This is a genomic window from Mycobacterium neglectum (assembly GCF_002591975.1).
Classification (GTDB): Bacteria; Actinomycetota; Actinomycetes; order Mycobacteriales; family Mycobacteriaceae; genus Mycobacterium; species Mycobacterium neglectum.
In genome coordinates, this window is sequence record NZ_NVQE01000044.1 from 23,479 (window position 1) to 47,126 (window position 23,648).

The following is a 23,648-nucleotide window of genomic DNA, read 5'->3' on the forward strand; positions in this document are numbered from 1 at the left end:
CGGCGATGCCAACACCTCGCCCGAACACACCGACCATCCGTAAGACGGTCACGACCCTGGCCGACGGACGCGAACTGATCTACTACGACGATGAGGCGACGGCGGTGTCCACTGACTACCGCGCCGCTACCGACACGCGTGCGCTGCCGCCGGCTGTTTCGGATTCCCAGTTGCGTTACGACGTGCTGACCGGCGAGTGGATCGCCGTGGCGGCCGAGCGGATGGACCGGACCTTCCTTCCTCCGCCGGAGGCATCACCGCTCGCACCGTCAAGAGCAGGTACTGCGCCGACGGAGATTCCCGCGGCCGACTACGACGTGGTGGTGTTCGAGAACAGGTTCCCGGCGCTCTCGCCGCGGGCGGCCGCACAGCGTCTTGCGCCTTTCGTCGACTCCGAACCACTGTGGCCGCTCCGGGCCGGTGCCGGCCGTTGCGAAGTGGTCTGCTTCACCAGCGATCCGACCGCGCGCTTCGCCACGCTCGGGCACCGCAGGGCGCGGATGGTGATCGATGTGTGGGCTGATCGCACGGCCGACCTGTCGGCGATGCCAGGAGTCGAGCAGGTGTTCTGCTTCGAGAACCGCGGCCGCGAAATCGGTGTAACGCTCACACACCCACACGGGCAGATCTTCGCCTACCCATATCTGCCACCACGCACCGAAGCTCTGTTACGTCAGGCCCGTGCGCACCGCGCCAGCACCGGTGGCCACCTGCTCGCCGATGTGCTGGCTGCAGAGCAACATTCGGGTCGTCGCGTCGTGTACCGGGGTGAGCATTGGTCGGCCTTCGTGCCCGCGGCCGCGCGCTGGCCGTTGGAGGTCCACCTCGTCCCGCACCGCGACGTACCGGACTTCACCGCGGTGTCCGAAGGCGAAAAAGATGAATTGGCAACGGTCTATCTTGATCTGTTGGCCCGCGTAGACCGGTTCTTCGAAGGTGTGCACGAGACGCCCTATATCGCGGCTTGGCACCAAGCGCCGGTTGGCGATGATCGTGAGCTGGGCCGCCTGCATCTGCAGTTGTTCTCGGTGATGCGTTCACCGGGGCGGCTCAAGTACCTGGCAGGTTCTGAATCGGGAATGGGCGCCTGGATCAACGACACCACCCCGGAGCGGATTGCCGATCGTATGAGGGAGATCGCATGAGTCACGCGGTAACCGAGACACGATGGGTGTGGCCGATTCCCGACGACGAGCTTGCCGGCCGCGCGACGGCGGCATTCAACACCGCCTTCGGGGGATCGCCTGACGGTGTCTGGCTGGCGCCAGGGCGGGTGAATCTGATCGGCGAGCATGTCGACTATCTGCGCGGTCGCGTTGTGCCCTTCGCATTGCCATACGCGACCGCCGTCGCCGTGCGCATCCGCGACGACGACACCGTGCGGTGCGTTTCGACCGGACAGTTGTTGCATTGGGCAGGTCGGATCGTCGACATCGGTCCAGGCCGCCCGGCGAACTGGGCCGGTTACGCGGCCGGAGTTCCGTGGGCCATGTTCCGCGGTGGAACTATTCCGTCCCTGCCCGGGCTCGACATCGCGGTGCATTCCTCCGTGCCGCAGGGCGCCGGCCTTTCCAGTTCGGCCGCCCTGGAATGCGCTGTTGCCCTTGCTGTTGCCGATCAGTGTGGTGCGCAAACCGGACCGCCGGAGCGAGTGGTCTTGGCCAGAGACTGCGTGACCGCCGAGAACATCGTGGTTGGGGCCCCCACCGGCGGAATGGATCAGTCGGTGTCACTACGCGCCCGCGACGGTCATCTGATGGTGCTCGACTGCGCCGACTTCACCGTCGAACACCATCCGTTCGACGCCGAGGCGGCCGGGTTGCGGCTACTGGCCATCAATACCAACGCTCCGCACCGGCTCGCCGACGGCGGCTATGCGCGCCGCCGGGCGCGGGTGGAGCGGGTGTGCGCCGCGATGGACCTTCCGACGTTGCGTGACGCACCCGACGTCGACGACATCCTCGATCTGGCGACTGTGGGCAATCCCGGCCTTCGACCCGCGCTGCGCCACGTGCTGACCGAGAACCGGCGGGTCAATTCGGTCGTGGACCGGCTGCGCGCGGGGGAGTTGGGGGGCATCGGGCCGTTGTTGAGTGCTTCCCACCGCTCGCTGCGAGACGACTTCGAAGTCAGCTGCGCTGAGCTCGACTCGGCAGTCGACGCTGCGCTCGGTGCGGGTGCGCTCGGAGCAAGGATGATGGGCGGCGGATTCGGCGGGTCGGCGATCGCGCTGGTCGACACCGGCCGCGTCGATACAGTCGCTGACGCCGTCGCCCGCGCTGCGCGGGCAGCCGATCTGCCCGCTCCGGACATGATGATCGTCGCCGCATCCGCTGCGGCGCGGCGAATCTAGGGCCCGTCCTCCCGATAGCGGATCGACCAGGATGCTGAAAACGCCTCGCCCGGCGCCAGCCAACGCAGGCCGGACTGGCTGTTGAACGCGTCGGCCGGTGCAGTCATCGGTTCCACCGCCACTGCGGTGACCACTCTGCCTGCACGGGGGTAGCGCCGGGTGACGAATACGTGCACATGGCCGAATGTCTGGTCCGCGCACAGTGATACAGATCGTCCGTCGGGCGCATAAAGGGTGTGTGTGCTGGTCCCGGCGACAATGTGCAGATCGGTCCACGCATCATCGAGGTCGAGTTCTGCTACTGCGCATCCGGAGCGCAGGTCCCACCGGGTGCCGTCCACCCGGTGCACTCCTACCGGATTGAGGCGCGAATCGACCTCGATGTGGGAGTCGGCGGCAACGGTGAGGATGAGCTGGTCCGCGGGCACGTCGCCGACTGTCAGGAACGGATGTGCTCCCAGCGCGACGGGCGCACTGGCATCACCTGAGTTGCGCACGAAGTGGGTGACGCGCAAGCCGTCGTCGGTCAATACGTAGCGGACTTCGGTATGGAGGTGGAAGGGATAGCCGTGTTGTGGATGAACAGGTGCCGCGAGTGAGATTTCGCCGGGACCGCGATGCACGATCCGGTACTCGGTGAAGCACAGCAGGCCGTGTAGCGCGTTGCCCAGGTCGGGCTCGGTGATGTCGAGTTGGTGGGGGACGCCGTCGTGGCTCCACCGGCCGTCACGGATCCGGTTGGGCCACGGCGCGAGCGCGACGCCACTGTAGAACGGCCGGACGTCCCTCGTGTCGTAGTCAGGGCATAGAGCGACGCCGTCGACGGACAGGGACCGGATCCCCGCGCCGACACTGGTGATCACCGCTCGCACCGTGCGCGTCGACTGCAGACTGAGTTCATATTCGTCGCCGCATGTGCGAGGCGCGTCGCGTATCGTCGTCACAGACCGACCGCCAGATGGTGATAAGCGTCGTTCCAACGCAATTCGCGGGCGAAGGATCGCATCGTGGTGTCGGCATCGATGACGAGCAACTCAGTCCCTGTCATTGTCGCGAAATCCTCGATCGATTCGGTGCCCAGAGCGGTTGTCAGCACAGTGTGATGGGGTGCGCCGGAGGTCAACCACGCCTCCGTGGCGATCGCCCAATTCGGCAGCGGCTGCCAGACCGCGCACGCGACCGGCAGTTTGGGTAGCGGCGCATCGGGTTCAACGACACGAACCTCGTTGGCCACCAATCTGAATCGCGAACCCATATCGGCGATGCCGACGATCACCGCGTTGGCGGGAGCCGCGGTGAACCTCAGTCGCACCGGGTCATCGCGGTCGCCGATCGACAGCGGATGAACCTCCAGGGTCGGGCGCGCACCCGCGATCGACGGGCACACCTCGAGCATATGGGCACCGAGTATGCGTTCCCGTCCCAGCGTCAGGTCGTAGGTGTAGTCCTCCATGAACGATGTGCCTCCGGGGAGACCCTCGGCCATCGCCTTGATGGTCCGCAGCATGACCGCCGTCTTCCAGTCGCCCTCGCCGCCGAACCCGTAGCCGTCGGCCATCAGCCGCTGAACCGCCAGTCCGGGCAGTTGACGAAGTCCGCCAAGGTCCTCGAAATTCGTTGTGAAGGCCTGGAATCCGCCCTGCTCGAGAAATCGTCGCAGACCCAGTTCGATGCGTGCGCCGTCACGCAGTGATGAATGTCGGGACTTGCCGGGCAGCAGTTCGTCGGCCACCTCATAGCGATCGCGGTATTCCCGGATCAGTTTGTCGACGTCTTCCTCCGCGACGCGTGCGACGGAGTCGACGAGGTCGTTGACGGCATAGCTGTTCACCGAAACGCCGAAGTGTGCTTCGGCTTCCACCTTGTCGCCGTCGGTCACCGCGACATTGCGCATGTTGTCGCCGAAACGCGCCACCTTCAGCGTGCTGATCTCGGCGCGGCCCAGCGCCGCACGTACCCAAGCGCCGATCCGGCGCCGGGTCGCAGGGTCGCTGACATGACCGGCGACGGTCTTGCGGGGTACCGACAGTCGCGATTGGATGTAGCCGAACTCGCGATCACCATGCGCGGCCTGGTTCAGGTTCATGAAGTCCATATCGATGGTTGCCCATGGCAATTCGACACCGAATTGGGTGTGTAGGTGTAGCAGCGGGCGGTGCAGCTCACGCAGGCCGCGGATCCACATCTTGGCGGGGGAGAACGTGTGCATCCAGGCGATGACCCCAACGCAGTTCGGAGACCGATTGGCGTCGGAGATCAATGCGGCGATCGCGTCGGAGGACACGACAGTTGGCATCCAGCGCACACGCAGCGGTATTTCGGCGGCGTCGTCGAGTACAGCGGCGATCTCGCGCGACTGGTTTGCGACCTGTTCGAGGGTTTCGGAGCCGTACATTGACTGGCTGCCGGTGACGAACCACACCTCGCTGTCGACGATGCGGGAACCGATCATGTCGTGTGTCCTTTCTGGCGCTCCGGCGCGGGGCCGCACGTGCTACCCCGTATCACCAGCTCAGGGGGTATCAGGGGGGTGGCCATCGAAACCCCGTTGAGAATTGCGGTGACAACGTCGATGGCCCGCTGCCCGACTAGATGGAAATCCTGGTGGATCGTCGTCAATGACGGATTGGTATAGGCCGACTCCGGGATGTCGTCGAACCCGACGAGGCTGACGTCCTGGGGCACTCGAAGTCCTGACTGCACAAAGGCGTGCAGCACACCCATCGCCATCTGGTCGTTGGCCGCGAACACTGCGGTGAAGTCGGCGCGGCTGGCGAGTCGGCGGCCGATCTCGTAGCCGCACGAGGGACTCCAGTCGCCTTCGAAGTCGGTGTCGACCGGCAGCCCGGCCGCGTGCATCACATCGACGTAGCCGGCGTGGCGGGCGCGGGCCTCAGTCCAACTTCGCGGGCCAGAGACGTGAACGATGCGGCGATGTCCGAGCTCGACCAAATGTTCGGTGGCCAGCCGTGCGCCGGCCATCTGATCGACACCGACCGAAAGCCCGCGACCGGACAGCTCACCCTCGACGACAACCAATGGCGTGGAAGTGGTTTCGGCACGCACCACCGCAAGTGCGTCATGCTGCGTTGCGATCATGACGATCGCTTCGACCGATTGGCGGTCGAGATAGTCGAGGGCGTCGCGAAGTTCTTCGTGGGTGACCGCCGACAGCGTCACCACGCTACTGAAGTAACCGGCGGCCCTGGCGGCCTCTTGCAGCGAGTGCTGGATGCTGGCCGGGCCGTGCTGAGAGGTGTTACTGGCGATGATGCCGATGGTCTTGGAGCGTCGGGTGACCAACGCGCGCGCGGCTGTGTTTGGCCGGTAGCCTAATGCCGCGATCGCATGCTCTACACGGGATCTGGTGGCCGGCTTGATGTTGCTGGATCCGTTGATCACTCGCGAAACCGTCTGATGCGATACCCCTGCCAGGCGCGCCACGTCCGCCATCACCGGGCGCCGCGATGCCGGATCGGGGGTCACGGTGACTTCCTGGACAGGGCGCGCTGCACCAGCACGAACAGCAGGAGTAGCACGCCGGTGACGATTCGTGTCCAGTACGAGTCGAGGTTCTGCGCGGTGACCAGGGTCTGTATGGTGCCGAGCACCAGTACGCCGATCACCGAGCCGATGACGAAACCGACTCCGCCGGAAAGCAACACGCCGCCGATCACCACCGCCGCGATGGCATCGAGTTCGAGCCCGACACCGTTGAGGCTGTATCCGGATAGCTTCTGCACGGCCAGCAGCAAGCCGGCAAGCGATGCGCAGAAGCCGCTGACCACATAGACCGACACGCGTGCGCGCGCCGCTGCCAGCCCCATGAGGGTCGCCGACTGGCGGTTACCTCCGATCGCGTAGATCGTTCGTCCGCCGCGAGTTTGGTGCAGCACGTACGCGGCCACCGCTACCACCACCAGCGCTACGACGACGGCGGGGCGGATGAAGTTCGCATCCCAGACATACAGGTATTTCATACCGAGCCCCCGCAGGAAGGGGTCGTTGATCGGCAGGGTGTCGACGCTGACCACGTAGCACAGTCCGCGGGCCAGAAACATTCCGGCCAATGTGACGATGAACGGCTGCACCTCGATGTACTCGATGATCAAACCCATGACCAGACCCAGCAGGGGACCGATCGCCAGCACCACCACGAGGGCCACCGGTGTGGGCCAGCCGGCCTGCAGGGTCTTGGCCAGGACGACGGTGGTTAGTGCGACAACCGATCCGACGCTGAGATCTATTCCACCAGTGAGGATCACGAACGTCATTCCCACTGCGAGCACAATCAGATAGGAATTGTCGATGAACAGGTTCAGGAAGAGCTGCGTCGGACTCGCGAAGTCGTAGCGCATCACGACGAACCCGAACAATGCGACGAACAAGAGTGCCGATGCCAACGGCGAGATATATCGGCCCCGGAGGCGGTTGACTGCGGCGGGGGCGAGGAAACGGGGCCGCGGTGCGGTGTCGACACTCACGAGGCGTTCACCTTCCCCGACGTTGTCGCGGCGTTCTCGGTCGCCGCGGGGTCGGGAGCCGCGGCGGGTTTGCGCGTCTGCCCCGCGGTGTCGTTACGGCCTTTGCGGCGCAACATCTGCCGGAACTTTGGCGCCTGTAGCAGGCACACCATGATGACCGCAGCGGCCTTGAAGACCAACGTGGTCTCCGGTGTGATGCCCGCGGTGTAGACCGTGGTGGTCAACGTCTGAATGATCAACGCGCCCAGTAGAGTTCCGGTCAGGCTGAACTTGCCACCCAGTAGTGACGTCCCGCCGATGACGACGGCCAAGATGGCATCCATCTCGATCCACAACCCGGCGTTGTTCGCGTCGGCAGCCGAGATGTTGGATGCGATCATCAGTCCCGCGACACCGGCGCACAACGCACAAAAGACGTACACGGCGAACACGATGGAGCGGTGCCGTACCCCGGCGAGCCTGCTTGCTTCGGGGTTGACGCCGACGGCTTCCAACAGCATGCCCAATGCACTGCGCCGCGTAACCAGTCCGACGCAGACGAACACGCTCAGGCTCACCAGAACCGCAATCGGCAGCCCGAACGCGTATCCCGCGCCGAGCGCCTTGAACGGTTCACTGGTAACGGTGAGGATCTGGCCCTCGGTGATGAGCAGAGCGATACCGCGGCCGGCCGTCATCAACACCAGCGTTGCAATGATCGGTTGGATGCCGAAGACAGAGACCAGTGCGCCGTTCCACAGCCCGAGCACGGCCGCGGCACCCAGGGCCACGGCCATGGCTGTCGCGATGGCCGTGGCGCTTGCCGCGTCGGCCGCGGAGGCCAAATGTGAACATGCGAGCGCGCCGGAGATGGCGACCACCGCGCCTACTGAGAGATCGATTCCACGCGAGGCGATCACGAGGGTCATCCCCAAGGCGACGAGCATGGTCGGCGCGCCGTTGCGCAGGATGTCGATCATGCTGCCGTACAGATGCCCGTCGTGTACCCGAATTGACAGGAACTGCGGGGTGAGAACGACGTTGATGAGTATCAGTGCGAGCAAGGCCAACGCTGGCCAGATCAACGGTGAGGCAAGCATTTTCCGGACGGCAGGACTTTGCGTCGGGTTCTTCGTCAGCGCCCGCGCCATCACCGGTTACCTGTTGCGATGAGTTCGGTGAGATCGGATACGGCACAACCGCCGTCGATCTCGGTCACCGTGAGGCCGTCGCGCAACACCGCGATGCGGTTGCTGATTCGGGCGACCTCGTCGAGTTCGGCGGAAATGAACAGCACTGCCATACCGTCGGCAGACAGCTCGGTGATCAGTTTCTGGATCTGGGCCTTGGCTCCGATGTCGATGCCGCGCGTCGGTTCGTCGAGTATCAACAGCCGCGGTGCCGTGATCAGCCAGCGAGCGAGAAGCACCTTTTGCTGGTTGCCGCCACTGAGATCCTTGATGGCGATATCGGGTTCGGCGGGCCGGATGTCGAGCATTTCGATGTAACGCGTGACGAGTTCGTTCTTCGTCCGGCTCGACAGTGGCCTGGCGAACCCGCGTCGTGCCTGCAATGCCAGCACCAAGTTGTCGCGGACGGATAGCTCGGCGACGATCCCTTCACCCTTCCGGTTCTCGGAGCTGAACGCGAACCTGGCTGCGATGGCCGACCGAGGTGACCGGATGGACGTCGAGACGCCGTCGACGAGGATGCGTCCGCCGGTCGCCCGGTCGGCGCCGAACACCAGTCGGGCCAACTCGGTGCGGCCGGACCCGAGCAGTCCGGCAAGTCCGACCACTTCGCCCGCGCGGAACGTCAGATCCGTCGGCTTGATGCGCGGTGTCCGTGCGATCCGTTCGACCGACACGATCGGCGCCGCGCAAGTATCGACTCTGAGTTCTGAAGCTTCGTCGGCGATTTCGTCGAGAACGTCGAGTTCGCGGCCCAGCATCGCGGCGATGAGGCGATGAGGATCCAGGTCAGCTACCATCCACTCGCCGACGGTCTTTCCGTTGCGCAGCACCGTCATTCGGTCTGCGATCTCGTACACTTGGTCGAGGAAGTGGGAGACGAACAGCACCGCCGTGCCCGCATCGCGGAGTCGGCGAACGACGCGGAAGAGTTCGCTGACTTCGTCGGCGTCCAGGCTGGATGTCGGCTCGTCGAGGACCAGCACCTTGGCCGACACCGCGGTGGCTCGCGCGATCGCGACCAGTTGTTGAACGGCAATCGGGTGTGAGCCCAGCGTCGACCTGGGATCGACGTCGAGTTCCAATTGGTTTAACAGGGTGCCTGCCTGATCGTGCAATGCCCGGTAGATGATCCGACCGAAGCGCCGTGGTTCGCGGCCCAGCAGGATGTTCTCGCCCACGGTCAGATTGGGGCACAGGTTGACCTCCTGATAGACCGTGGAGATTCCGACGTCCTGCGCCTGGCGTGGTGTTGTGAACCGCTGCGCCGTCCCGTCGACGGTGATGACGCCGGAGTCGATGTCATACACACCTGTGAGCGCCTTGATCAGCGTCGACTTGCCGGCGCCGTTCTGGCCCATCAATGCGTGGACTTCGCCCCCGAACAACTGGAAGTCCACGCTCTCGAGCGCTTTGACCGAAGGGAATGTCACGCTGATGTCGTGCATCTGCACGATCGGCGTGGTGGCAACCACGGGCTCAGTACTGCCTGCTCGGCAATGCTTCGATCGCCTGTTGCTGATCAAAGGTCTGGTCGGGCACCACGACGCGCTGTGGCACCGGTTCGCCGGCCACTACCTGCTGCGCCAACTCCATCAGTTGCGGACCGAGAAGGGGGTTGCACTCAACGAGAAAGTTGAACTTGCCTTCGGCCAGCGCACTCATACCGTCATTCGTCGCGTCGACGGCGACTATCTTGATGTCCTCGCCGGGTGCCTTACCCGCCGCCTGAATGGCCTCGACCGCGCCCAGGCCCATGTCGTCGTTCTGCGCGAACACGACGTCGATGTCGGGATTGGCCTTCAAGAACGCCTCCATCACCTGCTTGCCGCCAGAGCGGGTGAAATCGCCTGTCTGCGAGGCGATCACTGTCAGGTTCGGCGCCACTGCGATGGCCTCATTGAATCCGGTGTTGCGATCGATGGCCGGATCGGCCCCGGTGGTGCCCTCGAGCACAACGATATTCACCGGCTGCGTCTGTCCCTGGTACTGATCGACGACCCATTGCCCGGCACGCTTGCCCTCGTCGACGAAGTCGGCGCCGACAAACGTTTCAAAAGCATCAGGCACCTGGGTGTCCACGGCCCGATCGGTCAAGATCACGGGAATGTTGGCGTTCTTGGCCTCTTGGAGTACGGCGTCCCAACCGGTCCGTACCACCGGACTGAAGGCGATCACGTCGACACCCTGCTGGATGAACGACCGGATCGCCGAGATCTGATTCTCCTGCTTTCCATTCGCATCGGAGAATTTCAGATCGATGCCTGCGGCCTCGGCGGCCTCCTGCACCGACTTGGTATTGGCGGTCCGCCATCCGCTCTCGGCGCCGACTTGGGAAAAGCCCATCGTGATGGTGCCGTCGTCACCTCCGCCTCCGCCTCCGTCCGGCGCGGGCCCGCTTCCGCATGCTGCAGTCGCTGCGATCAGCGCCGCCCCAATCGCCGCCATCAACGCCTTTTTCATCCGTCACTCCTTTGTGTCCGGCGGGTATCCCCAGAGATGTCTCGCATCACAAGAGAAGACGAAAGTGGCCCGCATTACAGAGCCAAAATGTTAGCGTTCACTTTTTGAGGTTGTCAAGGCTCGCATGCCCAGCTCATAGTGCTGTTGTCGAAGTTGTGATCGCTCACAACACCGCCGCGCCTGACCGTGTGTCGAGACTGTCGCCAGCTTCGCGGGGGCCCTGGCAGATCGCGATTTCCCGTGATTTCGCGATCTGTCAGCAGTCTCGACAAGGAGGTGGGCCGGCTATCGCACCGGCTTGAGGCGGATCGGCGTGCTCACGACGAGGCCCAGCGGGTCCAAATAGTCGGCCTGCGACGCGGGGCCCCACATCGCACCCCAGTGCAGGCAGGCGACTGCGGGGCAGCCGGCATGGCCGTCCTGCAGTTCGCCGAGCATCGTGCCCGCCTCGACCCGCTGGCCGGCCCGCACGGACGCCGAAACGGGCTCATAGCTGGTGCGCAACCCGCCGGGATGGCCGACCGACACCACAGGCCGGCCGGCGAGCTCACCGGCGAACACCACGGTCCCTGGCGCCGCCGCGTACACCCGCTGATCCGGCACCCCGGCCAGATCGACGCCGCGGTGGCCGGGTTTCCAGTCAGGTGACGGGGCATCGAATGTGCGCATAACCGCTGGTCGTGGCCTCAGCGGCCATTCCAGTCGCTCGCCATCGGCGGAGGCCGGTGCTGCTAGGGCGAGGGCCGCCGCCAACAGCGCTATCCATCGCATGATCCCAGCTCACCGTGACGGGCCGCCGCCAGGCCAGCCGCCGGCCGCGATCTGTGGACCGCCAGGTCACTGTGGAAAAAGCACCCGTTTCAGCGTGTAAACTCCTATCCGCAGCTCGCTTGCGCGGGCTGACTTCGCGTGTCTGCACATGACCCGGTTCCAACAAGGTCAATCCGGATGCCAACGGTCCCGTCTCACCGACGGGTTGGCATCCCAGCGGGCACCAGGGTTCGGCATCACCCCGACGCCGGACGACAACCGACAACCAGAGGACATGGCCGATATGGCTGTTGTAACCATGAAGCAGCTGCTTGACAGCGGCACCCACTTCGGGCATCAGACCCGTCGCTGGAATCCCAAGATGAAGCGGTTCATCTTCACCGACCGCAACGGCATCTACATCATCGATCTGCAGCAGACGCTGACATACATCGACAAAGCCTACGAGTTCGTGAAAGAGACTGTCGCCCATGGCGGCAGCATCATGTTCGTCGGCACCAAGAAGCAGGCTCAGGAGTCGATCGCCGAAGAGGCGACCCGCGTCGGCATGCCCTACGTGAACCAGCGCTGGCTCGGCGGCATGCTCACCAACTTCTCGACCGTGCACAAGCGCCTGCAGCGCCTCAAGGAACTCGAGGCCATGGAGCAGACCGGTGGCTTCGAGGGTCGCACCAAGAAGGAAATCTTGATGCTGACCCGCGAGAAGAACAAGCTCGAGCGGTCCCTCGGCGGTATCCGCGACATGCAGAAGGTGCCTTCGGCAATCTGGGTCGTGGACACCAACAAGGAGCACCTCGCGGTCGCGGAGGCTCGCAAGCTGAACATCCCGATCATCGCGATCCTCGACACCAACTGCGATCCCGATCTCGTCGACTACCCGATTCCGGGCAACGATGACGCGATCCGCTCGGCCGCACTGCTGACCAAGGTGGTGGCCTCCGCGGTCGCCGAGGGTCTACAGGCCCGCGCAGGCGCAGGCCGTGACGGTGACAAGCCCGAGGCCGAGGGTGCCGAGCCGCTCGCCGAGTGGGAGCAGGAACTGCTCGCCGGTGCGACCGCATCCACCCAGGCCGGTGCGGCTGGCGGGGCCGAAGCCGCCCCCGCCACCGAGACACCCCAAGAGTCATAGGGAAAGGCTGATATGGCGAACTACACCGCTGCCGATGTGAAGCGCCTTCGCGACCTCACCGGCGCCGGCATGCTCGACTCCAAGAACGCACTTGTCGAAGCCGACGGCGACTTCGACAAGGCGGTCGAACTTCTTCGCATCAAGGGCGCCAAGGACATCGGAAAGCGCGCTGAGCGTGCGACCGCCGAGGGCCTCGTCGCTGCGAAGGACGGTGCGCTGATCGAGCTGAACTCGGAAACCGACTTCGTCGCGAAGAACGCCGAGTTCCAGTCTGTTGCCGACCAGATCGTGGCCGCCGCTGCCGCGGCAAAGGCAACCGACATCGAGGCACTCAAGGCCGCGAAGGTCGGGGACACCACGGTCGAGCAGATCATTGCCGACCTGTCGGCGAAGATCGGCGAGAAGCTCGAACTGCGCCGTGTCGCCTACTTCGACGGCACCGTCGAGACGTACCTGCACAAGCGTGCCGCCGACCTGCCGCCGGCTGTGGGTGTGCTGGTCGAGTACGCGGGGTCGAACAAGGACGCGGCGCACGCCGTGGCACTGCAGATCGCGGCGTTGAAGGCGAAGTACCTCACGCGTGAGGACGTGCCCGAGGACATCGTCGCCAACGAGCGACGCATCGCCGAGGAGACGGCCAAGGAAGAGGGCAAGCCCGAGCAGGCGCTGCCCAAGATCGTCGAAGGCCGGGTCACCGGTTTCTACAAGGACGTCGTGCTGCTGGATCAGCCGTCGGTGTCCGATAACAAGAAGACGGTGAAGGCGCTGCTCGACGAGGCGGGCGTTACCGTCACGCGGTTCGTGCGCTTCGAGGTCGGCCAGGCGTAACCTCGCTCTATCGCGAAGACCCCCAGGTTTCTGGGGGTCTTTTGCGTTTCTCGCCCATGGGCGGCAATGCCGCACATTCGTACGTCGCGGTGGTACGACTTGGTACCGTCGCTACATGACACGTGGTGATGAGGCCATCGGCCGAAGCGCAGACGGCCGATGCCATGCCTTCGGCGACGACGCCCTTGGCGACCTTGACGCCGTCGGCCTCGTCGAGGCTTTGCGGGCGGGCACCGTATCGGCCGCCGAACTCATCGATGCGGCGATCGCCCGCACCGAGGCCGTCAACCCGGCGCTGAACGGTCTGGCGTTCGAGGCGTACGACCGTGCCCGGATGCGCGCCGCTGCGACGAGAGCCTTCGGCGGCTACTTCGACGGGGTGCCGTCCTTCATCAAGGACAACGTCGCCGTCAAGGGCTGGCCCACGATGCAGGGCACCGATGCGTGGGACCCGCACCCCATGTCCGCGGACGGGGCATTCGCTCGAGTGTTCCTCGGCACCGGGCTGGTGCCGTTGGGCAAGACGCAGATGTCGGAGTTCGGCTTTAGCGGTTCGGCCGAACATCCGCGCATCGGACCGGTGCGTAATCCGTGGAACACGGAGTACACCGCAGGCGCATCATCGTCGGGCTCCGCCGCGTTCGTCGCAGCCGGCGTCGTTCCGATCGCTCACGCCAACGACGGCGGCGGTTCGATCCGAATTCCAGCTGCCTGCAACGGCTTAGTCGGATTGAAGCCGACGCGTGGCCGCATCCCGCTGGACAAGGAGACGGCCCAGATGCCGCTTCACCTGGTGGCCAACGGTGTGGTGTCCCGATCGGTGCGCGATACCGCCGCGTTCCTACGTGAAGCCGAGCGCGTATATCGCAACCCCAAGCTCGCACCGATCGGCGATGTTACGCGGCCCAGCAAGCAGCGACTCCGCATCGCCGTGTGCACGCAATCGATTTCGCGTGATTCGGCACCGGAGATCCGCGAGCTGACCCTGAAGACAGCGGCCATGCTGGAGGAACTGGGGCATCGGGTCACCGAGATCGATAACCCGGTCCCTGCCCGCTTCAAGGACGACTTCCTGGTCTACTGGTCGTTTTTGGCGATGGCGGTGGTCCGCGGGGGACGTCGGATGTTCGGCCCCAGCTTCGATCGCACGCGCCTGGACAACATCACGCTCGGGTTGGACCGCAAGGCCGCGCGCAACCTGTACAGGGTGCCGCTGGCCATTCGTAGGCTATCCGCGTCATACCGCATCACTGCCAGACTGGGCGAGCAATACGACTCCGTGTTGATGCCCACGCTCGCCGAGGCCACACCACCGATCGGTCACCTCGACCCGTTGCAGGACTTCGACACCGTGATGGAACGACTTGTCGACTGGGCGGCGTTCACCCCTCTGCAGAACGCGACCGGCGATCCTGCGATCTCGCTGCCGCTGGCGGAATCTTCTGCGGGCCTGCCGGTCGGCATGATGCTGTCGAGTCCGCGCGGCCGCGAGGCCCGCCTGCTGGAGTTGGCCTACGAACTCGAAGAGGCGCACCCGTGGGCGCGGATCCAGTCATGACCCGCGACTACATCCTCGATCAGGGGTTCGCCCACGAGCGTGAACGGCTCTCCGGCATGGAGGCGCTATGGGATCCGGGCAGTCGGGTGCTCCTCGACGACCTCGGCATCGGCCCGCGCTGGAAGTGTCTCGAGGTTGGCGCGGGCGGCGGATCGCTCGTCGAGTGGATGGCGAGCCGCGGTGCTCATGTCACTGCCGTCGACATCGACACCCGATTCTTCGAGCACCTGGCCGGTGACTCGATCACGGTTCGCTGCATGGATATTCGCGAAGACGAGCTGCCTCTGGCCGAATTCGATCTGGTCCATTCGCGCCTTGTCCTCGAACATCTCACTGATCGGCGACAAATTCTCGACCGGTTGGCGAGCGCCCTGCGCCCCGGGGGCTGGATCGTCATCGAGGATTACGACTGGAGCGCCTTCCGCTTCGATGATGAAGACGAGCGATTCGGCAAGATCACCGATTCGATTCTGGATTTCATGGCTCAAGCCGGATTCGAGCGAAACTACGGCAATCGTGTGATCGGCGACCTCGCCGGCGCCGGGTTCACCGAGGTCTGCGGCGAGGGCAGGGTTCGCATCATCGATTCCGACTCGCCGGGTTTCGATTTCTTCCGGTTGACCTTCGAAAGCCTTCGCGGTGGGCTCGTCGATGCCGGATTGATCACAGCCGAGGACGCCGAGACGGCATCTGCCCGATTCAAGGAGGAACTCCGAGTGTGCACGCCGATGATGATGGCTGGGATCGGTCGACGGCCTCTCTGACGTCAGCCGATGATGTGGCGGCAGAAGTCGGCGGTGGCGCGCGTCAGGGATTGGGCGCCCTCGCGCAGCGCCTGCTCGATAGGTGTGCCCTCCGCGGTGATCGCGACGAGGCGCTCCACCCCGTGCTCCAGTAGCACCGAGGCATCGGGTGCCACGCGGCCTGCGAAGATGACTACCCGCGCGCCGGTCCGACCCGCGGTCTGGGCGACGCCGAAAGGTGTTTTGCCCATGACGGTTTGAGCGTCAACGCTACCTTCGCCCGTGAACACCCAGGCGGCGCCGCGGAGCGCGCGCTCGAGACCGACGGTCTCGGCGACCTCGTCGACGCCGGGCTTGCTCTCGGCGCCGAGGAACTCGACCAGCGCGAAGCCCAAACCACCGGCAGCGCCGGCCCCCCGGCGCTGCGGGCTCGTCTTCCCCAGCGTAGTCGAGGTCACGGTGGCCAGCTGGGTCAGCGCGGATTCCAGAATCTCCACATCCGCTGGTGTGGCTCCCTTTTGAGGCCCGAACACCGCGGAGGCGCCGGTGGATCCCAGAAGTGGTGCGGTGACGTCGGAGGCCACGTGGATGCGGATATGCTCCAGCCGGGGGTCCAGACCGGACACGTCGATGCGGTCGAGGTGTCGCAGCGCGGCGCCGCCGGGTGCCAGCGGGGTGCCGTCGGCGCCGACGAACGACGCACCCAGCGCGGTGAGCATTCCGGCGCCGCCGTCGTTGGTGGCCGATCCACCGAGTCCGATCAGCAGCTCCTCGGCCCCGCGATCGAGTGCGGACCGGATGAGCTGACCGACACCGAAAGTACTGGCGCGCAACACGTCTCGCTGGTCCGGCGGAATGAGTTCCAGTCCGGAGGCGGCCGCCATTTCGATAACCGCCAGCTGACGAAGCGGGATGTAGCCGTAGCGTGCGTTGATCGGTCGGCCAAGCGGATCGAAGACTTCGGCCTCCACGTGCTGGCCATGCAGAGCGTCGACGACAGCGTCGACAGTGCCCTCTCCGCCGTCGGCCATGGGAACACCGACGCATTCGGCGTCGGGTATCACCTCGAGAACACCGGCACGCATCGCGGCGACCGCCTCGGTCGCGCTCATCGACTCCTTGAACGAGTCAGGAGCCAGGACTATCTTCATCAACGGGATCAGCGTTCGGGTCAGTGAAAACGGACGACGTCTGGCCACAGTTGACCACACTGACGCTCTTGCTGCCAGCGCGACCCGACGTGGAGCTACCGCGTCCTGGCGACACCTTCGGCCATGACCGTCACGATCTCATGCATGATCGCGCTGATATGGAGCGCGGTGATCTGCGCCGGGTCGAGATGGGGCACGAAGCACACCACGTCGCCGCCGACGACGTCCATACCGCGGAAGCTGCGCAAGATCTTCTGCATTTCCCGCATGGTCAGTCCGCCCGCCTCGGGGTCGGCGACGGCCGGTGCATCGCTTAGCGTCAGCACATCCAAATCAACTGTCACGTAGACCGGTCCGTCGCCCACCACGTTGCGAATCTCCTGCACCGCGGCGGGTATCCCGATGTCCTCGATCTCGGTGAGGGAAAGCAACCGGTAACCGGCATCCTTGGAGTAGTCGTCCATGTTCGGATGCACCATCGGGCCGTTGAGGCCGACGAGCACGTAACGGGACGCATCGATCAAGCCCTCTTCATTGCCGATCCGGAAGCCGTTCCCTGGATGGCAATGCACGCCCGCTGAATCGCCGTATGTATCGGTGTGCGAGTCGAAATGGATGATTCCGATCGGCCCCTTGCGTCGCGAGTTCGGGCCGGCGATCGCGCGCAGCACCGGAAGCGTGCAGGCGTGGTCTCCGCCCACGGTGAACGGAAGGACTCCGGCTGCATCCATCCGCGCGTAGAACTTCTCGATGTCGAGGACCGCTTGATCGGCGATTGTCGGTGTGGGAATCGGCACGTCGCCGAAATCTCGAATCCGCGCCAGCTCGAAGGGGTTGATCCCGAATTCGCGGTGTCCACGGTGATACGCCTGAGATCGGTGGCGGACGGCGCGGGGCGCCAGATACTGGGTCCGCTCGATTGGATTGACCGCCAGCGGTAGTCCCACCAACGCGATGTCGGCCTTGGTGAAATCTGTCTCGATTTCGCAACCCAGCAACCTCGGGAAGCCGCTCCAGTAAAAGTACCCTTCGAGTAGATTCAGGGCCTCATCAGCGGTAGGTGTAAAGCTCATAGCGGCGCACCCCTCGTCGTCGAGTGTGTGAGCAAAGGCGCGTCCGGCGCGCGCGCCTCTCGTTACGACAAGATTGTCGCACGCGTCAGTTGTTTCGTTAATGGGATAGGACACACCGCTTTCGCAGAGCCTAGTCCGAGCCGAGTGTCACGAGAACGCGCTTGAATTCGTGTTGCTGCTCGGCGGTCAATCCCGCCATCAGTTTCCGCTCGGCGGAACGCACTCCCGTCTCAGTGCGCTTCAGCAGGTCCTCGCCCTCGCGGGTCAACCGGGCGGGAAGTGACCGTCCCGACGTCACGCTTGCCGGCCGTGTGACCAGTCCGCGGTCTTCGAGGCGGCGCACCACCATATTCATCGCCTGCGGGGTGACGTTGGTGTAGCGGGCAAGTTCCGCATTGGTCCGGTCCGGGTACTTCGACAGGATCCGCAGGCAGATGTACTGCGGAAACGCGAGTCCCATCGGATCCAGGACGGCCGCGTTCACCTCTGCGCGCAGGGCGTTCGTCACCCGGGCCAGGAGATATCCCAGCGGCTGATCGTCGAGCAGGTCGTCCATATCAACCATCTTGACACATATCAATCAGATTGATATACCGGATTCATGACTCAACCCACGAATGAAATGTTCGAATCCGCCTACCGGGGCGAGGCGCCGGAGATGGCAGGGGTGAAGCCGCCGTGGAGCATCGGCGAGCCGCAACCGGAGCTCGCGGTGCTGATCGAGCAGGGAAAATTCTCCGGCGACGTTCTCGATGCGGGTTGCGGCGAGGCGGCCATCTCGCTGTATCTGGCCGAAAAGGGATCCACCACGGTGGGGCTGGATCAGTCACCGACGGCGATCGAACTGGCGAAGGCGGAGGCGGCCAAGCGTGGCCTGGACAACGCCACCTTCGAGGTCGCCGACATCAGCGATTTCGGTGGCTACGACGGCCGGTTCAACACGATCGTCGACTCGACCCTGTTCCACTCGATGCCGGTGGAGCTACGCGAGGGCTACCAACGGTCCATCGTGCGGGCCGCCGCCCCCGGCGCGTCGTACTTCGTGCTGGTATTCGACAAGGCCGGGATGCCCGACGGCCCGGCCAACCCGGTCACCGAGGACGAATTGCGCGACATCGTGTCCAAATACTGGACCATCGACGAGATCAGGCCGGCGCGGATCCACGGCGTCTTCCCGGAGGGCTTCGAGCAGTTCTTTCCGGTGATCGACGTGCGGGATGAGCCAAAGGGCCGCAGGTCGGTGCCCGCCTTCCTGCTGACCGCACATTTGCCCGGCTAACGGCGACGCGCCACCCCGCCTAAGGGCCGGAGAGCCGCCATGAGGCAGGATTAGGGGAATCTCAGCGAGGACCCCGAAGGAGTCGGATGGCGGAATTTAATGTCACCGGCCCGGCGGCTCCGGAGCCTGATGTCGCCGCCGGAGCGGCTCCCAAGCCTAATGTCGCCGCCGGAGCGGCTCCCGAGCCAACCAGCCCCAACGGTGCCGACCCTGTTACCTCTGGCGATTCGCCGCTGCGGCCGGGCTACTCCCGCGTGCTGCTCAAGCTCGGTGGCGAGATGTTCGGCGGTGGCCAGGTGGGCCTGGACCCCGATGTCGTGCAGCAGGTGGCCCAACAGATTGCCGAAGTCGTTCGCAGCGGTGTGCAGGTTGCCGTCGTCATCGGCGGCGGCAACTTCTTCCGCGGAGCACAGCTACAGCAGCGTGGCATGGAGCGAACGCGCAGCGATTACATGGGCATGCTCGGCACCGTGATGAACAGCCTTGCGCTGCAGGATTTCCTGGAGAAGCAGGGGATCGCAACGCGCGTTCAGACCGCGATCACGATGGGCCAGGTCGCCGAGCCATACATCCCCCTGCGCGCCCGCAGGCACCTGGAGAAGGGACGCGTGGTCATCTTCGGCGCGGGCATGGGATTGCCTTACTTCTCGACAGATACGACGGCCGCGCAGCGAGCGCTCGAGATCGGCGCCGAGGTGGTGCTGATGGCCAAGGCCGTCGACGGAGTGTTCACGGCTGATCCGCGGGTGCATCCCGACGCCGAGTTGCTGACCGCGATCAGCCATCGTGAGGTCATCGACCGCGGCCTGGCGGTCGCCGATGCGACCGCATTCAGCTTATGCATGGACAATGGCATGCCGATCCTGGTGTTCAATCTGCTCACCGACGGCAATATCGCGCGTGCCGTCGCAGGTGAGAAGATCGGAACACTGGTCACCACCTAACAGCGCGCGCCCGCGAGGAGCCCGTCATAAGGAGAGCAACGTGATCGAGGAGACCCTCTTCGACGCCGAAGAGAAGATGGAGAAGGCGGTGTCGGTGGCGCGCGACGACCTTTCGTCCATCCGGACCGGGCGCGCGAATCCCGGCATGTTCTCCCGCGTCAACATGGATTACTACGGCTCGCCGACGCCGATCACGCAGCTGTCGAGCATCAACGTCCCCGAGCCGCGGCTGGTCGTGATCAAGCCCTATGAGTCGAATCAGTTGCGCAACATCGAGGATGCGATCCGCAACTCGGACCTCGGCCTGAACCCGACCAACGACGGCAACGTCATCCGGGTCTCCATCCCGCAGCTGACCGAGGAGCGTCGCCGCGATCTGGTCAAGCAGGCGAAGGCCAAGGGGGAGGACGCGCGGGTTTCGGTACGAAACATCCGGCGCAAGGCGATGGAGGAGTTGCACCGCATCAAGAAGGACGGGGAGGCGGGCGAGGACGAGGTCAGCCGGGCCGAGAAGGATCTCGACAAGACCACCCACACCTACAGCACCCAGATCGACGAATTGGTCAAGCACAAAGAAGGCGAGTTGCTGGAGGTCTAGTGACCGAACAGCACATGACTCCCGTGACAGATACCCCGGTCGACGAGCCGCCCAAGAAGACGTCCCGAGCCGGTCGTGATCTGCCCGCCGCCATCGGTGTGGGTGTCGTCCTCGGCGCAATCGCAATCGGCGTTCTGTTGTTCGCACCCATCGGATGGCTGCCGGTGCTCGCCGTGGCGATCCCGATCGCCACCTACGAGGTCGTTCGCCGGCTCGGTGAGGCCGGCTACGCCCTTCCCGTGGTTCCACTGCTGATCGGCGGCCAGGCCATGATCTGGCTGAGTTGGCCCTACGGCGTCGCGGGGACACTGGGAGCCTACGGCGGCACGATCGTCGTGTGCATGGTGTGGCGACTGGTCGGGCAGGGGGTCCGCGAACAGCCGGTCAACTATCTGCGCGATATTTCGGCGACGGTCCTGCTGGCGACATGGGTTCCACTGTTCGCCAGTTTCAGTGCGCTGCTGATCTTCCAGGAGGACGGCGGCGTTCGGACGTTCATCGTGATCGTCACCGTCGTATTCGCCGACATCGGCGGCTACGTCGCCGGAGTGTTGTTCGGCAAGCACCTCATGGTGCCCGCGATCAGCCCGAAGAAGTCGTGGGAGGGCCTGTGCGGCTCGGTGTTGTTCGGTGTCGCCGCGGCCGTGCTGTCGGTGACATTCCTGCTCGACAAGCCCGCGTGGGTCGGGATTCCGCTGGGCCTGATGCTGGTCATCACCGGCGTCCTCGGTGACCTGGTCGAGTCGCAGGTCAAGCGCGACCTCGGTATCAAGGACATGGGCACGCTATTGCCCGGTCACGGGGGAATCATGGACAGGATCGACGCGATGCTGCCCTCTGCGGTCGCCGGCTGGATCGTGCTGACAACGTTGGCGTGAACCCTTGGCGTTGAGCCAACATGCGGCGGCGCCGACGACGAGGCCGACGGCGATCCCGATATCGGGGCGTTCACCGAGCATCGCCCACGCCAGTACACCCGCGACCGCCGGGATCACCGCGAACAACATCGCCACCGCGGCCGCGCCGTACTCGTTGATGCCGCGCACGTAGAGGGTCATGGACAGCACCGCGTTCAGCAGCACCACCGCCGCGACGGCGCCTACCGCCTTCCACGGATCGTTGACCGTCCACGGCATCGCCGCGGCCAGGGCTACGACCGGCAGGATGCAGGCGGCGTTCTGTAGTGCCGCTGTCGCCCGGAAGTCCACGCCTGAGCAGAACTTCTGCTGGTAAACGCCGCCGGCGGCCACGCTGAACAGCGAGACGAGGATGAGCAGGACCGCGGGATCGACCCCGCCGACCGCGATCAGCCGTCCCGCACAGGACGCGAGCACCGCCACCACGCCAAGCCCCAGCGCGACGATCCGGGTCCTGGTGAGCGCCTCGCCGAGGAACATCGCCGCCAACACCGCCGTGACGACGGGATTCATGGAAATGATCACTGCACCGAGTACGGCGGGCGCGCCATGCATCAGCGCGATATACAGGCAGGTGAACAGCAGTCCTTGCGCAAGCAGGCCGCTGATCAGTACATGCACCAGGGTGCGGCCTGTGGGCCAGCTCACCCGCGCCAACGTGGCCCACATCGCCAGGATGGCCGCGGCCAGGCCGAATCGGAACACCAGCACCGCCATCGGGGACATCACCGAAACAGCAAGTGCACCAACGGGATAGCCGAGAGCATAAAAGAACGTCAGTGCCGACGCCGAGCCGAGCGGCATGGTCCTGGTGGGCATAGGAACCATAGTTGCGACCAACGCCTGAGTTCGCGAATTAATTTCAGGCGCTCACCAATGAGATACTGGTGAAACCTCATGGCCATTTCCCTGCCTCTTGTTTTCGATGCTCCGCGACGTGCGATGCCGCCGCGTCACCTCGCCGACCTCGACGACGACGCGCGCACCGCCGCTGTTGTGGACCTTGGGCTGCCCGCATTCCGGGGTAAGCAGCTGGCCAATCAGTACTACGCGCGGCTGATCGCCGATCCGCATCAGATGACCGACCTGCCGGCGAACCTTCGCGATCAGATCGGAGATGCACTATTCCCGAAGCTGCTCGACGCGGTCCGTGAAATCGAATGCGATAAGGGCGAGACCCGCAAGATGCTTTGGCGCGCGGTCGACGGTTCGACCTTCGAATCGGTTCTGATGCGCTACCCGCAGCGCAACACCGTGTGTATCTCGTCGCAGGCCGGTTGTGGCATGGCCTGCCCGTTCTGCGCCACGGGCCAGGGCGGGCTGCAGCGCAACCTGTCGACCGCGGAGATCCTCGAGCAGGTGCGAGCAGCGGCGGTCGAACTGCGCGACCGCGACGGTGAGGGCATAGCGCCGCCCGCGCGCGGTGGCCGGCTGTCCAACATCGTGTTCATGGGCATGGGTGAGCCCCTGGCCAATTACAACCGCGTGCTCGCGGCGGTGCGACGCATCATCGCGGCGCCGCCCAACGGATTCGGCATCTCGGCGCGTTCGGTCACCGTGTCGACGGTCGGCCTCGCCCCGGCGATCCGCAAGCTGGCCGACGAACGGCTCGGTGTGACGCTGGCGCTCTCATTGCATGCGCCCGACGACGAACTGCGCGACACGCTGGTCCCAGTCAATAGTCGGTGGAAGGTCGCCGAAGTGCTTGACGCGGCACGGTATTACGCGGATGTGACCGGTCGGCGGGTGTCGATCGAGTACGCGCTCATCCGTGACGTCAACGACCAGGCATGGCGGGCCGATCTGTTGGGCAAGCGATTGCACGGAGCGCTCGGACCGTTGGTGCACGTCAACCTCATCCCGCTGAACCCGACGCCGGGCAGCGAATGGGACGCCAGTCCCAAAGCCGCAGAGCGCGAGTTCGTCAAGCGCGTGCGAGAGCGGGGCGTGTCGTGCACGGTGCGTGACACCCGCGGCCGCGAAATCGCCGCCGCCTGCGGTCAATTGGCCGCCGAAAGCTGAGTTATTCGACGAAATACACGTTTTGCAGACGGCTACTCGCCTGATTTCAATGGGTGATTGCAACACTTCGCGTAGGAGTGTTGATGGCTCGTCCTTTGGTGTTGAAGTCAGTGCTGCGTCGGTACTGGGATTTGGTGGCCGAAGGGGTGCCGCCATGGGTGGCAGG

23 protein-coding genes are annotated in these 23,648 nt (G+C 64.8%); 11 read left to right on the plus strand and 12 right to left on the minus strand.

From position 1 onward, the window contains the following. The first annotated feature begins 5 nt into the window (after nucleotides 1-5). On the plus strand, nucleotides 6-1,145 hold the full coding sequence (galT, locus tag CSQ99_RS25220) for a galactose-1-phosphate uridylyltransferase (protein ID WP_099041739.1): 1,140 nt from the start codon (nucleotides 6-8) through the stop codon (nucleotides 1,143-1,145). Further along, on the plus strand, nucleotides 1,142-2,353 hold the full coding sequence (galK, locus tag CSQ99_RS25225) for a galactokinase (protein WP_099041740.1): 1,212 nt from the start codon (nucleotides 1,142-1,144) through the stop codon (nucleotides 2,351-2,353). Before galT ends, galK begins: the two co-directional genes overlap by 4 nt. Here the strand turns inward: galK and CSQ99_RS25230 are convergent. From CSQ99_RS25230 to CSQ99_RS25265, 8 genes are all read right to left on the minus strand, one after another. Beyond that, nucleotides 2,350-3,297 carry an aldose 1-epimerase family protein gene (locus tag CSQ99_RS25230; RefSeq protein WP_099041741.1) on the minus strand — a complete coding sequence of 316 codons (948 nt, stop codon included), beginning with the start codon at nucleotides 3,295-3,297 and terminating at the stop codon, nucleotides 2,350-2,352. The genes galK and CSQ99_RS25230 overlap by 4 nt on opposite strands. After that, nucleotides 3,294-4,805, minus strand: a complete 1,512-nt coding sequence (gene araA, locus CSQ99_RS25235; RefSeq protein ID WP_099041742.1) for an L-arabinose isomerase — start codon at nucleotides 4,803-4,805, stop codon at nucleotides 3,294-3,296. Before araA ends, CSQ99_RS25230 begins: the two co-directional genes overlap by 4 nt. Next, nucleotides 4,802-5,839: a LacI family DNA-binding transcriptional regulator gene (locus tag CSQ99_RS25240; protein ID WP_245909083.1), complete on the minus strand. Its 1,038-nt coding sequence runs from the start codon at nucleotides 5,837-5,839 to the stop codon at nucleotides 4,802-4,804. Before CSQ99_RS25240 ends, araA begins: the two co-directional genes overlap by 4 nt. Continuing rightward, on the minus strand, nucleotides 5,836-6,837 hold the full coding sequence (locus tag CSQ99_RS25245) for an ABC transporter permease subunit (RefSeq protein WP_099041743.1): 1,002 nt from the start codon (nucleotides 6,835-6,837) through the stop codon (nucleotides 5,836-5,838). Before CSQ99_RS25245 ends, CSQ99_RS25240 begins: the two co-directional genes overlap by 4 nt. Continuing rightward, nucleotides 6,834-7,916: an ABC transporter permease gene (locus CSQ99_RS25250; RefSeq protein ID WP_099041759.1), complete on the minus strand. Its 1,083-nt coding sequence runs from the start codon at nucleotides 7,914-7,916 to the stop codon at nucleotides 6,834-6,836. Before CSQ99_RS25250 ends, CSQ99_RS25245 begins: the two co-directional genes overlap by 4 nt. A 50-nt stretch (nucleotides 7,917-7,966) precedes the next feature. Further along, nucleotides 7,967-9,454 carry a sugar ABC transporter ATP-binding protein gene (locus CSQ99_RS25255; protein ID WP_099041760.1) on the minus strand — a complete coding sequence of 496 codons (1,488 nt, stop codon included), beginning with the start codon at nucleotides 9,452-9,454 and terminating at the stop codon, nucleotides 7,967-7,969. A gap of 31 nt (nucleotides 9,455-9,485) precedes the next feature. Beyond that, complete coding sequence (locus CSQ99_RS25260; RefSeq protein WP_099041744.1) at nucleotides 9,486-10,469, minus strand: ABC transporter substrate-binding protein; 984 nt, start codon at nucleotides 10,467-10,469, stop codon at nucleotides 9,486-9,488. 285 nt (nucleotides 10,470-10,754) lie between these two features. After that, on the minus strand, nucleotides 10,755-11,240 hold the full coding sequence (locus CSQ99_RS25265; protein WP_099041745.1) for a M23 family metallopeptidase: 486 nt from the start codon (nucleotides 11,238-11,240) through the stop codon (nucleotides 10,755-10,757). A gap of 283 nt (nucleotides 11,241-11,523) precedes the next feature. Between CSQ99_RS25265 and rpsB the strand changes: the two genes are divergently transcribed. From rpsB to CSQ99_RS25285, 4 genes are all read left to right on the plus strand, one after another. After that, on the plus strand, nucleotides 11,524-12,369 hold the full coding sequence (gene rpsB / locus CSQ99_RS25270; protein ID WP_099041761.1) for a 30S ribosomal protein S2: 846 nt from the start codon (nucleotides 11,524-11,526) through the stop codon (nucleotides 12,367-12,369). A 12-nt stretch (nucleotides 12,370-12,381) separates the two neighbouring features. Beyond that, nucleotides 12,382-13,197 (plus strand): translation elongation factor Ts, encoded by an 816-nt coding sequence (tsf, locus tag CSQ99_RS25275; protein ID WP_099041746.1) that lies wholly within the window; start codon nucleotides 12,382-12,384, stop codon nucleotides 13,195-13,197. Nucleotides 13,198-13,312: 115 nt separating this feature from the next. Next, nucleotides 13,313-14,755 carry an amidase gene (locus CSQ99_RS25280; RefSeq protein WP_099041747.1) on the plus strand — a complete coding sequence of 481 codons (1,443 nt, stop codon included), beginning with the start codon at nucleotides 13,313-13,315 and terminating at the stop codon, nucleotides 14,753-14,755. Beyond that, the gene (locus tag CSQ99_RS25285) at nucleotides 14,734-15,519 is read left to right on the plus strand and encodes a class I SAM-dependent methyltransferase (protein ID WP_245909085.1); all 786 of its coding nucleotides are present in this window, start codon (nucleotides 14,734-14,736) and stop codon (nucleotides 15,517-15,519) included. Before CSQ99_RS25280 ends, CSQ99_RS25285 begins: the two co-directional genes overlap by 22 nt. A 2-nt stretch (nucleotides 15,520-15,521) precedes the next feature. Here CSQ99_RS25285 and CSQ99_RS25290 read toward each other — a convergent pair whose 3' ends face one another. The 3 genes from CSQ99_RS25290 to CSQ99_RS25300 all read right to left on the minus strand — a co-directional run bounded on the left by CSQ99_RS25290 (nucleotide 15,522) and on the right by CSQ99_RS25300 (nucleotide 18,287). Beyond that, nucleotides 15,522-16,649 (minus strand): glycerate kinase, encoded by a 1,128-nt coding sequence (locus CSQ99_RS25290; protein WP_099041748.1) that lies wholly within the window; start codon nucleotides 16,647-16,649, stop codon nucleotides 15,522-15,524. 95 nt (nucleotides 16,650-16,744) lie between these two features. Further along, entirely contained in the window at nucleotides 16,745-17,722 is a 978-nt protein-coding gene (locus tag CSQ99_RS25295; protein WP_099041749.1) for an arginase family protein, read from the minus strand. Between the two features lie 130 nt (nucleotides 17,723-17,852). Continuing rightward, nucleotides 17,853-18,287, minus strand: coding sequence for a MarR family winged helix-turn-helix transcriptional regulator (locus CSQ99_RS25300; protein ID WP_176561215.1), 435 nt, complete (start codon nucleotides 18,285-18,287; stop codon nucleotides 17,853-17,855). A gap of 36 nt (nucleotides 18,288-18,323) precedes the next feature. Here CSQ99_RS25300 and CSQ99_RS25305 point away from each other — a divergent pair, with 36 nt between their 5' ends. From CSQ99_RS25305 to CSQ99_RS25320, 4 genes are all read left to right on the plus strand, one after another. Continuing rightward, the gene (locus tag CSQ99_RS25305) at nucleotides 18,324-19,001 is read left to right on the plus strand and encodes a class I SAM-dependent methyltransferase (RefSeq protein WP_099041750.1); all 678 of its coding nucleotides are present in this window, start codon (nucleotides 18,324-18,326) and stop codon (nucleotides 18,999-19,001) included. A gap of 86 nt (nucleotides 19,002-19,087) precedes the next feature. After that, nucleotides 19,088-19,945, plus strand: a complete 858-nt coding sequence (gene pyrH, locus CSQ99_RS25310; RefSeq protein WP_099041751.1) for a UMP kinase — start codon at nucleotides 19,088-19,090, stop codon at nucleotides 19,943-19,945. 40 nt (nucleotides 19,946-19,985) lie between these two features. Next, nucleotides 19,986-20,543 (plus strand): ribosome recycling factor, encoded by a 558-nt coding sequence (frr, locus tag CSQ99_RS25315; RefSeq protein WP_099041752.1) that lies wholly within the window; start codon nucleotides 19,986-19,988, stop codon nucleotides 20,541-20,543. Next, nucleotides 20,543-21,421 (plus strand): phosphatidate cytidylyltransferase, encoded by an 879-nt coding sequence (locus tag CSQ99_RS25320; protein ID WP_099041753.1) that lies wholly within the window; start codon nucleotides 20,543-20,545, stop codon nucleotides 21,419-21,421. The genes frr and CSQ99_RS25320 overlap by 1 nt, the downstream gene beginning before the upstream one ends. Here the strand turns inward: CSQ99_RS25320 and CSQ99_RS25325 are convergent. Further along, a complete protein-coding gene (locus CSQ99_RS25325) occupies nucleotides 21,329-22,288 on the minus strand; it encodes a DMT family transporter (protein ID WP_425437875.1) in 960 nt (319 codons plus the stop codon). The genes CSQ99_RS25320 and CSQ99_RS25325 overlap by 93 nt on opposite strands. 69 nt (nucleotides 22,289-22,357) lie before the next feature. Between CSQ99_RS25325 and rlmN the strand changes: the two genes are divergently transcribed. After that, nucleotides 22,358-23,482, plus strand: a complete 1,125-nt coding sequence (rlmN, locus tag CSQ99_RS25330; RefSeq protein ID WP_099041755.1) for a dual-specificity RNA methyltransferase RlmN — start codon at nucleotides 22,358-22,360, stop codon at nucleotides 23,480-23,482. Nucleotides 23,483-23,648: the final 166 nt, after the last annotated feature.